The following is a 12,681-nucleotide window of genomic DNA, read 5'->3' as shown; positions in this document are numbered from 1 at the left end:
AGCACAACACATAATCCTTCCAAGGGGGAAGCTATCTATGAAGAAAAAGTGGTATCCTGCAGTGCTTTCTGTCTTATTAGCAGGTACGATGCTGGCTGGTTGTGGGAGTGGTGGAAGTAATGCATCGCAGGGCAGTGCAAATGGAGAACCAGCAAAGGAGAAAATAAAGCTTACGATGTGGGGGGCAGTTCCTGCAGAAGCCGGGCCTCAAGCTGTAGTTGATAACTGGAATAAAGATCATCCAGATATTCAGGTCGAGTATATCCGTAATGTAAATGACGATGCAGGCAACTTAAAGCTGGACACTGCTTTGATGACCAATCAAAACATAGACCTTTTCATGAACTACGATCTTGCTCATTTACAGAAACGTATGGATGCAGGCGTTGCCTTGGATCTAAGCACGAAAACAGATTATGATATCGACAGCCAGATCGGCGAGGACGCAGCGATGTGGAAAATCAATGATAAATACTATGGGATTCCTACAAAGAAAAACATGGCGTTTGTATGGTTGAACAAAGATATGCTGGATGCAGCAGGATTACCGATTCCTGCGGTGGACTGGACTTGGTCAGATCTTGAGGAGTATGCGAAGAAGCTAACGAAACCTGGTGTGTACGGATTATTGCAGGCAGATTCCTCCTTCGCAACAACGATGGACGGTACGCTTGCTGGAATGGGTGTGAAACAGGCGGATGGTACTTCAAACTTTGGAAATGATCTCTGGAAACAGCAACTGGAAATATTGCATAACATGATGTTCGTGGACAAATCCACACCGGAATATGGGGAGCAGCTGACCAGTAAAATGCCGGTTGACACCATGTTCCTGCAAGGCAAAGCGGCAATGCTGGCAGCAGGTGAGTTTATTTTCCGCAATGCGAACAACTTGAAGGACTATCCGCATGATTTCAAAACCGCGTTCGCCGCTATTCCAAAAGTGAATAAAGATCAAAAGGATTATAAATATTCGGGAGGTGTGGGCGACATGCTTGCTCTTAATGCAAAGTCCAAGAACCTGGATGCGGCTTGGGAGTTCGCAAAATGGTATGCGGATGGCGGTATGCTGCCAATGGCAAGCGGGGGGCGTATTCCAGCCTCTAAGAGTGTAGACAGTAAGGAAGCGATGAGCCTTCTCTTGAATGGTGTAGAAGACAAATATGATACAGATTCAATGAATAATATTGTATTCGGCAAATTCCCATCCTTCCAGCTAAATGTACCTCAACAAGCCATTGATGCACGTAAAGAAGAGTATGAAAAATACTTCTTAAATAAGCAAGATATTGATACCACGATGAAAAATATGCAAACCCGTTCGCAAGAGTTAATGAAATAAAGAAATAGCTGGCACAAAAGAGAAGGAGGAAGAATTCTTCGTTCTTCTCTTTCGTGTACCCATTTTTCAGCATACGAAAGGCGGCGATACCGTGAAGCGGAGAAGCTGGATGGACAGACAAGGCTGGATCGGCATGACTTTTATTCTCCCGAATATGATTGGTATTCTCTTATTCTTTGTGATTCCTGCAATCTTTTCCTTTGTCCTGATGTTTACGAATTATCAATTTTCAAATCCGAATTGGCAATTTACCGGGCTGGATAATCTCAAACGGTTGTTCCATGACGATAATTTCTATGCCTCGATCAAATATACGGTGATATTCCTGATATCGGTTCCAGTATCGATGGTGCTCGCTTTTATTGTGGCGCTATTTCTAAACCGCAGTGTGTATCTTAAAGGATTATTGCGTGGAATGTTTTTCCTGCCGTATATCTCTAGTGGAGTAGCCGTTGCATTTGTCTGGATGCTGCTATTTCAGCCTTCACAGGGACCCATCAATGAACTGCTTCGCTGGATTGGCATAACATCGCCGCCAGGGTGGTTTGCGGATACGGAAACCGCAATGTATGCCATTGATATCGTACAGATCTGGCTGATGCTTGGCTATAATATGATCATATATTTAGCAGCACTACAGGAAATTTCGACAGAGCAGCTAGAAGCTGCCCGGATCGATGGTGCAAGCACATTCAAAACAACATGGAAAATTGTATGGCCTCTTGTTAGTCCAACAACTTTTTTATTAATGATTACCGGATTAATTATGACGATGAAATCGTTCTCGATTATTCAAGCCATTACGGCTGGAGGACCTAGCGGAAGTACGACGGTCTTATCACTATTCGTTTATAAAACAGCATTCAGTTATTACGATATGGGATACGCTTCAGTCATTTCATGGTTCTTGTTCGCCGTCATTCTCGTCATTACAGTCATTCAGTGGATCGGCCAAAAGCGCTGGGTTCATTACTAAATAACCCTACAAAGTGGTGCTTTGCGGGACCCCGAAACCATAAATTAAAGGAGCAGGCGGTATGAATGAAAAAGCAGGAAACATGAAGGTGAAGCTGCCAGTAACGATCATCATGTTTGTTCTAGGACTATTTATGATTGTGCCTTTTCTATGGATGCTCAGCACATCTTTTCAGACACCTGCCGAGGTGTTTAACGAATGGCTGCCTTCATCTCTCAACTGGAGCAATCATATTCGGGTGTGGACAGGAAGTTATGATTTTGTTCCGTATTATTTAAATTCACTTAAGATATCGATTATTGGAACTGCGGGAGCTGTGTTTCTATCTGCCCTTGCCGCTTACGGATTTTCACGTACTTCGTTTAAAGGGCGGGATGGCCTATTTGTCATATATCTATCCATGATGATGGTTCCACCGCAGGTGCTTTTTGTTCCTAAGTTTATCATGTTTAACTGGGTTGGGATTTACAATACGCATTTGGCCCTAATCCTTCCAGCCATGTTCTCGATCTTCGGTGTATTTATGCTTCGGCAGTTCTTTATGGGCATTCCTAAGGAAATTACGGAATCTGCTTTTCTGGATGGAGCCGGTCATTACAAAATATTTTTCCGCTTAATTCTGCCATTAGCGAAGCCGGCAATCGCTACGTTTGCTATTCTTGATTTCTCCTGGCAATGGAATGATTATGAGAATGCGCTTGTATTTTTGCAGAGCCCTAAGTTATATACCATTCCGCTTGGATTGCAGAATTTTATTCTTGAGAACAATGTGGATTACAACGGGATGATGGCCGCTTCGTCGGCTGCGATCATTCCAATGATTGTTATCTTCTTCATAGGTCAGAAATATATTATTCAAGGAATTTCTAGCTCGGCTGTGAAAGGCTAACTATAGGAGGGATACTGACATGAGAACAGAAACGGTTAAATCCGATGTGACAGTGGTCGGGGGTGGACTTGCAGGGATGAACGCGGCGATTGCTGCAGCACGTCTTGGGTTAAAGGTAGCACTGGTACAGAATCGTCCTGTACTTGGTGGTAACTCGAGTTCAGAGGTTCGGGTATGGGTATGTGGTGCAACAGGACATGGTGTAAATCGCTATGCACGTGAGACAGGCATTATGGGTGAGCTGTTCATCGAGAATCAATACCGGAACCCGGAAGGGAATCCATATCTATGGGATCTAACCTTGCTCGAAGCGGTGAAGGCAGAATCGAATATCAGCTTGTTCCTAAATACCGATGTACGTGAAGTGGAAGCGGAAGGTGAGGCAGAGGAGCGTACGATTCAGAGTGTGACCGGCTGGATGATGGGATCTGAGCGTTTAATCACGTTCGAGAGCGATGCTTTCATCGATTGTACGGGTGATGGTTTAGTGGGCTTCCTAGCAGGAGCGGATTTCCGATTAGGACGTGAAGCCCGTCATGAATTTAATGAGGAATGGGCACCAGAAGTGCCTGATAATATTACATTAGGCAGTACATTATTGTTCTATACACAGGATACTGGAAAACCGGTACGTTATGTTGCACCCTCATTCGCGAAGGATATTACAACAACGTCTATCCCGATCCGCCGGGTCATTCGGAGTGGGGATTCAGGCTGTCACTACTGGTGGATTGAGTGGGGCGGCGAGCTTGATACGGTGGATGAGAATGAACGTATACGTGATGAACTATCCTCTGTTATTTATGGGATTTGGGATTACATTAAAAACTCAGGTCATTTTGATGCCGAAAATATGACGCTGGAGTGGGTTGGCTCAATTCCGGGTAAACGTGAATACAGACGGTTTGTTGGCGATACGATCTTAACGCAAAATGATATTCTTGCGCAGCGTGAATTTGCAGACCGGATTGGATTCGGAGGATGGTCGATTGATCTGCATCCACCGCAAGGGATGTACGCAGAAGAGAGTGGCTCCAAGCATCTGCATGCGGACGGGATCTACCATATTCCATTTGGTTCGCTATATTCGAAGAATGTGGGGAATCTATTCTTCGCGGGTCGTAATATCAGTGCATCTCATGTGGCTTTTGGAACAACACGTGTTATGGCAACCTGTGCGATCATGGGTGAAGCAGCTGGAGCAGGTGCAGCTTTATCCGTCATCAAAGGTGTGACCCCACGTGAAATTCGCCAGCAGCATATGCATGAATTGCAACAGGTGATGTTAAAGCAAGATGCTTCGATTATTGGATTACGTAACGAAGATCCACTGGACCTCGCCAGAAAAAGCGAGATTCATGCATCCAGCACGTTGAATGGTATCCTGCTGGATCGTCCAGCCGAAGCTTATGAGCTTTCTCATGATGTAGGGATTTTGTTTCCGGTTGAAGGAAGTATCCGTGGGTTAAGGCTGCTTGTGTCAGCAAGTATTCAGACGCAGCTGACCGTGGAGATCTGGATGACTGGACGTGCGGAAAATTACGTGCCGGCGGAGTGCAAACAGGTTGATGTTTTAACAGTACAGGCTGGAGAACAGCATTGGATTGAAGTTCCGATACAAGAGGAGAAATGTAGTCTTATCGGCGAATGTAATATCTTCGCTATTATTCGAGCTAATGAACACCTTCAATTGCATATTTCACAAACCCCAATCACAGGTGTCATTACATTTGAGCGAGGTGCTAAATCCGTTGTTGATTCAGCGCTGGAGGATCATCAGCCAGATCAGCCGGTGATAGAGTGGAGCATGAAACAACTTGTACGCAGGCATTTCTGCTTTGCAGTAGAAACATCGGCATATGCTGCATCTAAAGTCATTGATGGGTATGTTCGACCTTTCGCGGGACCACATAGCTGGGTTTCTGAGCCGATGACCGCGGGTAGATCGGAGTGGGTAGAGGCGCGTCTCCCGGATGCTGCTCCAGTCTCCGAAATCCATTTCACCTTTAATGATGATGTCAATGAAGATCTCATCAACTTACATCACCATGAAACGCCATTTCTAGTGATTCCTGAACTGGTAAAGAACTATGATGTAGAGCTGCTCATTGATGGCGCGTGGCAAGTCATGCTCCGTGTCAAAGATAACCATCGCCGGAAAAATGTTCATCGATTAGAGAAGCCTGTCCTTACAGATGCTGTCCGGATCGTTATTCATGAAACTAACGGTGGAGTACATGCCGAACTTGTGGAAATGCGGATTTATCAAGAAGCAACGGCTTTGCCGTCCTTATAGGGACGGTATCCGTTTCTGCGGGAAATACAAAATATATAGGATAACGTAAAACTTATACTTTCTTATATTATAAAATAGAGTTCATTTATAAATGAACGCCCTCGGAGGGAAGCCGTCAGGCTTCCCTTTTCTTGTTTTTTAGATTACACTATTCAAACGATATTTTTATATAAAGGAGACAGCTAATGACAACGAAGACTAATGGCCGTCCCCCTGAGGCTGTATACATTCATATCCCTTTTTGTACCAATAAGTGCTTTTATTGTGATTTCAATTCCTATGTACTCAAGGATCAGCCAGTTATGGATTATCTCGAAGCTTTGGATCGAGAGATGGAGCAGACCGTCAAGAACACCCCTCCGGGTGTTATCAAAACGATCTTCGTCGGCGGAGGCACACCCACTGTTTTAAAACCTGATGAAATGGCTTATTTCTTAAAGTCTGTTCGCACGCATTTCCCCAACTGGGATAAAGATATTGAGTTTTCTATGGAAGCTAACCCTGGAACAACGGATCTGGACAAGCTGACGGTTATGAAAGAAGGCGGCGTGAACCGGGTGAGCTTTGGTGTTCAAGCATTTCAGAACGAGCTGCTCACAGGCATCGGCCGGATTCATAATGTAGATGATGTATACCGGAGCCTAGAGAATGCACGTGCAGTTGGACTAAATAATCTTTCGGTTGACCTGATGTTTGGGCTGCCTAATCAAACTGTTGAGATGTTGGGCGAAAGTATCCGCAAGGCGTTGGAGCTGGATCTACCCCACTATTCTATTTACAGCTTGAAGGTGGAGGAGAATACTCTTTTTCACACGCTGTTTAATAAGAACAAGCTTCCTCTTCCTAATGAAGAAGATGAATTGCAAATGTACCTCCTGTTGATGTCCTCGATGAAGGAAGCAGGTTACAATCAATACGAGATCAGTAACTTCGCGAAACCAGGAATGGAGAGCCGCCATAATATCACCTACTGGCGTAATGAAGATTATTATGGTCTAGGAGCAGGAGCACATGGATATGTGGGGCGTCAGCGGCATATTAATGTTAAGGGCGTAAATCCATATGTAGAAGCCACACGTAAAGGGCTGCCACGACTGGATGCATACCCAATCTCAGAAGCAGAAGCGATGGAAGACTTTATGATGGTCGGCTTGCGTATGCATGAGGGCGTCTCTAATGAAGCTTTTCAGGCGCAATTCGGGCGTTCAATAGAGGAAGTATTCGAGAAATCCTTGCATAAAATGCTGCATGCAGGGCTGTTGGAACAAGAAGCAGGGGTTTACCGACTCAGCAAGCAAGGAATCTTGTTTGGGAACGATGTTTTTGCTGAATTTGTAGGCGCCCTGACAGAAGTTTAATTTTAAAATACCCCTTGAATTGTAATTCACTCTGTTGTATATTTATTCATATTATCAACAGAGGGGTGAACCAAAGTGCTTGCCAAGACGGAAATGATTCGCCATTCGTCTCCAGCGGGAGACGCACAGGTGATTTGTAGAAATGCTGTGGTAGAAGACGTTGAGCCATTGTATCTAATGATAGAAGAGTATGCCCAGCGCGGCATCATGTTGCCCCGTTCCCGGCAGGCGCTGACACGCCAGATCGATCAATTCGTAGTTGCCGAAATCGAAGGCAGATTCGTAGGCTGTGGTTCACTTTTCAAGCTCGGGAATGATCTCGTAGAGATTCGTTCAATTGGATTGAATGATGAAGGCAAGGGTAAAGGCGTAGGCTCCATGATATTGGCGAAGCTGGTCGAGGAAGCTAGGAACCAGAAAATCCCAAAGGTAATGGCACTAACCTATGCTGTTGATTTTTTTCTTAGAAATGGATTTGAAGTCGTCCAGAAAGAGATTTTCCCTGAAAAAGTATGGACAGATTGCGTGAATTGTAAAAAGCAGCATGCCTGCGATGAAATAGCAGTGCTTAAGATACTGAACTGACTTGACAATGTCAATGTCAGTTTGGTATTTTTGTATTAGTGGTTAGCACTCATCTGAGTCGAGTGCTAACGAATCGGAGCCACAGCCGATAGGAGGGAATAACATGTTAACTGATCGCCAGAGAATGATACTAAATGCAATTGTGGATGATTATATTTCATCGGCAGAGCCAGTAGGATCTCGCAGCATTTCTAAACGGGGAGATGTAGGATACAGTCCGGCTACGATTCGAAATGAAATGGCTGACCTAGAGGATTTAGGTTATCTCGAGCAGCCTCATACATCGGCGGGAAGAATTCCTTCCCATAAAGGATACCGATATTATGTGGATCATTTGGTACCGTGGAATTCCGCCGAAACGGCAGAAATGGGCACGATCCGCGCTTTTTTTGCCGAGAAGCTAAATGCAATGGAGCAGGTAATCCAACATGCGGCGATGATTCTTTCCAATATGACGAATTATACTTCCATCCTGCTGGGACCGGAGGTTTTTCATACTTCATTGCGTCATTTTCAGTTGTTACCATTAGATGATACAACCGCTGTGGCCATTATCGTCACAAGTACGGGGCAAGTTGAGAATCGTACGGTGAACATTCCGCCGGAGATTTCTGTTTCCGAGATGGAGAAAGTGGTTAACCTACTGAATAGTAAACTGGTCAATGTACCACTCTATAAGCTGAAGACTCGGCTCTATTCCGAGCTTGGCGAAGAAATGCAGCGTCACATCTCACATTATGAAGAATTAATGCAGGTGCTGGACACCGCGCTGGAAAGCGATCAAGAGCAGCGCATCTATCTCAGCGGAGCAACGAATATGCTGACACAGCCTGAGTTCAAAGACGTAGACAAGGTGAAGAGTATTCTTGATCTGCTGGAAGAGACACCGACACTGCTCAAAATGCTGGCCCCTACAGTGGGTGGCACAGGTATTCAAGTACGAATAGGAACAGAAAACAATCACGAAGCGTTCGCTAACTGTAGTCTGATCACCGCCACTTATTCACTTGATGGGCAGGCACTAGGAAGCATTGGGATCCTTGGGCCGACCCGTATGGAATATGCAAGAGTGATGGGGATCTTGGGCATTTTATCCCGAGATTTGACAGCGATGCTGGCGCACTGGTATAAGTGAACAGAGTCAACATGATTTCGTGAATGATTTTAAGGAGGTGAAGACAACTTGAAAAAGGAACAAGTTCAAGATTCTAATGAATTCAAAGAGGAATTGATCAATGAGGAGCCTGTGGCTGAAGTAGTCTCAGATGCCGACTCATTTACAGCTGAAAACGTTAGTGAAGGTGCTTCAGATACAGGTGCTGAGGTGAAACGCCTACAGGATCTTGCTGATGAATATCAAGGTCGTGCCTTGCGTGCACAAGCTGATTTTGATAACTTCCGTCGTCGTACCCAGAAGGAAAAAGAAGAGTTGGCTCAATATGCTACCTCCAAGCTCCTGACGGAATTGCTTTCCGTGCTGGACAATTTCGAGCGTGCGTTAGTCACTACTCCAGCTAATCCTGAATCCGAAGCTTTCGCGAAGGGCGTTAATATGATTTTCCGTCAGCTGGATGGGGTATTGAAGGCTGAGGGGCTTACAGCTATGGAAACAGTAGGACAGCCTTTTAATCCTGAATACCATCAGGCTATTATGCAGGTTGAGAGCGAGGAGTACGAAGAGGGTATCGTTACAGAAGAGGTTCAAAAGGGATATCTTCTGAAAGATAGAGTTCTTCGTCCGGCCATGGTCAAAGTCAGCATGTAGTCTGTCTATATAGGACGGGCAGTTTCTGCTCGCCATAAAGCAGCAGTGCTTTTGCCTACTATTTATCCGATTGCAGGCTGTTGCCCGGATAGTTTATTATCAATCGAATTTTTTTGATATTTTTATAAATTTATTGAGCTTAGGCTCCATATAACTTTAGAGGAGGCAAATTATTGTGAGTAAAGTTATCGGTATTGACTTAGGAACCACGAACTCTTGCGTTGCCGTTATGGAAGGCGGCGAAGCCGTAGTAATTCCAAACCCAGAAGGCGCGCGTACAACCCCTTCGGTTGTAGGCTTTAAGAAAGACGGCGAGCGTATCGTCGGTGAAACGGCTAAACGCCAAGCGATTACTAACCCTGATCGTACGATCAGCTCTGTTAAACGTCACATGGGTACTAACCATAAAGAAAGCATTGATGGTAAAGACTACTCCCCACAAGAAATTTCGGCAATGATTCTGCAAAAACTGAAATCCGATGCAGAGGCTTATCTTGGCCAAACTGTTACTCAAGCAGTTATTACTGTTCCTGCTTATTTTAATGACAGCCAACGTCAAGCTACCAAAGATGCAGGTAAAATTGCAGGTTTGGAAGTTCTGCGTATTGTGAACGAGCCAACAGCAGCAGCTTTGGCATATGGTCTGGAGAAATCCGAAGATCAAACCATTCTAGTCTATGACCTTGGTGGCGGTACTTTTGACGTATCCATCCTTGAACTTGGTGATGGCTTCTTCGAAGTAAAAGCTACAAGCGGCGACAACAAGCTGGGTGGCGACGACTTTGACCAAGTGGTTATGGATTACCTGGTATCCGAATTCAAAAAAGAGCAAGGCATTGATCTGAGCAAAGATAAATCTGCTGTACAACGTTTGAAAGATGCAGCTGAAAAAGCGAAAAAAGAATTGTCAGGCGTACTGACAACAACTGTATCGCTTCCGTTCATCACTGTGGTTGACGGCGTACCTCAGCACTTAGAGATCAACTTGACTCGTGCGAAATTTGATGAACTGACTGCTGGTCTGGTAGAACGTACTTTGGGACCAACTCGTCAAGCATTGTCTGATGCTGGCATGACCCCTGCAGACCTTACTAGAATCGTTCTGGTTGGTGGTTCTACACGTATCCCAGCTGTACAAGATGCTATCAAAAAGCTTACTGGCAAAGAACCACACAAAGGTGTGAATCCGGATGAAGTAGTAGCTCTTGGTGCTGCTGTTCAAGCGGGTGTATTGACTGGTGATGTTAAAGACGTTGTATTGCTTGACGTAACTCCGCTTTCCCTGGGTATTGAAACTGCAGGTGGCGTGTTCACGAAGATGATCGAGCGTAATACTACGATTCCTACAAGCAAATCCCAAGTATTCTCAACCTTTGCTGACAACCAACCTAGCGTAGAGATTCACGTGCTGCAAGGTGAGCGTCAAATGGCAAATGGCAACAAGACACTGGGACGCTTCATGCTGAACGAGATTCCACCAGCACCACGTGGCGTGCCACAAATCGAAGTTTCTTTCGATATTGATGCCAATGGTATCGTAAATGTATCTGCAACAGATAAAGGCACGAACAAGAGCCAAAAAATCACTATCACTTCTTCCAGCGGCCTGAGCGACGCAGAAGTAGAACAAATGATGAAGGATGCCGAGCTTCACGCTGAGGAAGACCGTAAGCGTAAAGAACTGGTGGAAGCGAAGAACGGTGCTGACCAACTCGTGTATTCTACTGAAAAAGTAATTAAAGACCTTGGCGATAAAGCTGATGCTTCTGATGTTGAAAAAGCAAATGAAGCTAAAGATAAAGTTAAAGCAGCACTTGAAACTGACAATCTTGAAGAAATCAATGCAGCTACAGAAGCATTGACTGAGATTGTACAACAGTTGTCCATGAAGCTGTACGAACAAGCTGCTCAAGCTGAGCAAGGTGCTGAAGGTGGCGCTGGAGCCTCTGAAGGCGCTCCTAAAAAAGATAATGTAGTTGACGCTGACTATGAGGTTGTTGACGAAGATAAGAATCAAGGGTAACCTTATACGATAAGTGTAATAGGAAACTGATAAATTCTTATATAGTTTAGAAGGGAAGGTCAAAACCGGGTCATCCCGTGTTTTGACTTTCCTTTTGTAATATCAGATTGCACACTCTTTGCGAATGCGCCTTCTGATATTGTAAGAATAAACATCGCTGAATCTGGATGGTCAGATCCTGAGGTTTTATCGTATAATGGTTTGTTTGACAGATAATAAGGAATTTGAGTATGTATGCACGGAGGTGAAAGCAGTGGCAGATAAACGCGATTATTATGAAGTGCTTGGCCTTAGTAGAGATGCTTCAGACGATGAGGTGAAAAAAGCGTACCGGAAATTGGCGCGCCAATATCACCCAGACGTGAATAAAGCAGATGACGCTGAAGCTAAGTTTAAGGAAGTAAAAGAAGCTTATGATGTTCTTAGTGATGGACAACAGCGAGCTAGATATGACCAATATGGCCATATTGACCCTAACCAAGGTATGGGCGGCTTCGGAGGCGGCGGTGGTGGCGACTTCGGAGGGCTTGGCGATATCTTTGATATGTTCTTTGGAGGCGGCGGACGCCGTGATCCTAACGCACCGCAGCGCGGTGGGGATTTGCAGTATACCATGACCATTGAATTCAAGGAAGCGGTATTCGGCAAAGAAACCGATATTACTATTCCACGTACAGAAACTTGCGATACCTGCTACGGCTCCGGGGCTAAACCGGGCACTAAACCAGAGACTTGTTCCGTATGTCATGGTAGTGGACAACAGGAATTCGTACAGAATACACCGCTTGGACAGATGCGTAATCGTCGTCCTTGTTCACATTGCAGTGGTACAGGTAAGATTATTAAGGAAAAATGTACGACTTGCGCCGGACAGGGTAAGGTTAAAAAGCAACGCAAGATCCATGTGCGCATCCCGGCCGGTGTTGATGACGGTGCACAGCTGCGCATGACTGGCGAAGGCGAAGGCGGCTTACGCGGCGGTCCTGCTGGAGACTTGTATATTGTTATCCGTGTTAAATCGCATGATTTCTTCGTGCGTGAGAACGATGATATTATGTGCGAGGTTCCGCTTACGTTTGCACAGGCAGCACTTGGTGATGAGATTGAAATTCCAACCTTAACCGAAAAAGTGAAGCTGAAGATTCCTGCCGGAACGCAAACAGGCACTTTCTTCCGCCTCAAAGGTAAAGGTGTTCCACGTCTGCGTGGATCTGGCCAAGGTGATCAGCATGTACGAGTAATTGTTGTGACACCTAGCAAGCTCAATGAAGAGCAAAAAGAATTGCTACGCCAGTTCGCTTCTCTGAACGGAGAAAACACACATGAGCACGAGCAGTCCTTCTTTGATCGTGTGAAACGTGCGTTTCGCGGGGACTGATATCCTAACTCATTCATTCAGTAAATGAATAGAAAAAGACAGCAGAGCAGCGATCCTCCCGTTCTTGGG

Annotated in this window: 10 protein-coding genes; all 10 read left to right on the top strand. The window is 45.1% G+C overall.

The genetic code is table 11. From position 1 onward, the window contains the following. The first annotated feature begins 37 nt into the window (after positions 1-37). The 10 genes from MHH89_RS15455 (at position 38) to dnaJ (ending at position 12,612) form a co-directional block, all read left to right on the top strand. On the top strand, positions 38-1,342 hold the full coding sequence (locus MHH89_RS15455; protein WP_076129697.1) for an ABC transporter substrate-binding protein: 1,305 nt from the start codon (positions 38-40) through the stop codon (positions 1,340-1,342). 91 nt (positions 1,343-1,433) lie between these two features. Next, positions 1,434-2,318, top strand: coding sequence for a carbohydrate ABC transporter permease (locus MHH89_RS15450; protein WP_249267723.1), 885 nt, complete (start codon positions 1,434-1,436; stop codon positions 2,316-2,318). Positions 2,319-2,379: 61 nt separating this feature from the next. Further along, the gene (locus tag MHH89_RS15445; RefSeq protein ID WP_076129699.1) at positions 2,380-3,207 is read left to right on the top strand and encodes a carbohydrate ABC transporter permease; all 828 of its coding nucleotides are present in this window, start codon (positions 2,380-2,382) and stop codon (positions 3,205-3,207) included. Positions 3,208-3,226: 19 nt separating this feature from the next. Then, positions 3,227-5,503 (top strand): FAD-dependent oxidoreductase, encoded by a 2,277-nt coding sequence (locus MHH89_RS15440; protein WP_076310169.1) that lies wholly within the window; start codon positions 3,227-3,229, stop codon positions 5,501-5,503. A gap of 185 nt (positions 5,504-5,688) precedes the next feature. Next, on the top strand, positions 5,689-6,861 hold the full coding sequence (hemW, locus tag MHH89_RS15435) for a radical SAM family heme chaperone HemW (protein WP_076105910.1): 1,173 nt from the start codon (positions 5,689-5,691) through the stop codon (positions 6,859-6,861). Between the two features lie 93 nt (positions 6,862-6,954). After that, positions 6,955-7,446, top strand: a complete 492-nt coding sequence (locus MHH89_RS15430) for an N-acetyltransferase (protein WP_051490987.1) — start codon at positions 6,955-6,957, stop codon at positions 7,444-7,446. 103 nt (positions 7,447-7,549) lie between these two features. Next, positions 7,550-8,581, top strand: coding sequence for a heat-inducible transcriptional repressor HrcA (gene hrcA / locus MHH89_RS15425; protein WP_036677493.1), 1,032 nt, complete (start codon positions 7,550-7,552; stop codon positions 8,579-8,581). A 48-nt stretch (positions 8,582-8,629) separates the two neighbouring features. Continuing rightward, on the top strand, positions 8,630-9,211 hold the full coding sequence (grpE, locus tag MHH89_RS15420; RefSeq protein ID WP_036677491.1) for a nucleotide exchange factor GrpE: 582 nt from the start codon (positions 8,630-8,632) through the stop codon (positions 9,209-9,211). Positions 9,212-9,386: 175 nt separating this feature from the next. Further along, positions 9,387-11,234 (top strand): molecular chaperone DnaK, encoded by a 1,848-nt coding sequence (gene dnaK, locus MHH89_RS15415; RefSeq protein ID WP_038572932.1) that lies wholly within the window; start codon positions 9,387-9,389, stop codon positions 11,232-11,234. A gap of 253 nt (positions 11,235-11,487) precedes the next feature. After that, entirely contained in the window at positions 11,488-12,612 is a 1,125-nt protein-coding gene (gene dnaJ, locus MHH89_RS15410; protein WP_036677487.1) for a molecular chaperone DnaJ, read from the top strand. Positions 12,613-12,681: the final 69 nt, after the last annotated feature.

This window comes from Paenibacillus sp. FSL H7-0323 (genome assembly GCF_038002725.1).
GTDB lineage: Bacteria > Bacillota > Bacilli > Paenibacillales > Paenibacillaceae > Paenibacillus_AQ > Paenibacillus_AQ odorifer.
Note: the sequence above shows the minus strand (reverse complement) of the source record. Positions and strands in the feature narration are given on the sequence as shown.

Coding starts and splice junctions, on each gene's coding strand:
- hrcA (WP_036677493.1), top strand. CDS start 7,550: ATGTTAACTGATCGCCAGAGAATGATACTAAATGCAATTGTGGATGAT.
- MHH89_RS15440 (WP_076310169.1), top strand. CDS start 3,227: ATGAGAACAGAAACGGTTAAATCCGATGTGACAGTGGTCGGGGGTGGA.
- hemW (WP_076105910.1), top strand. CDS start 5,689: ATGACAACGAAGACTAATGGCCGTCCCCCTGAGGCTGTATACATTCAT.
- MHH89_RS15430 (WP_051490987.1), top strand. CDS start 6,955: ATGATTCGCCATTCGTCTCCAGCGGGAGACGCACAGGTGATTTGTAGA.
- MHH89_RS15455 (WP_076129697.1), top strand. CDS start 38: ATGAAGAAAAAGTGGTATCCTGCAGTGCTTTCTGTCTTATTAGCAGGT.
- MHH89_RS15445 (WP_076129699.1), top strand. CDS start 2,380: ATGAATGAAAAAGCAGGAAACATGAAGGTGAAGCTGCCAGTAACGATC.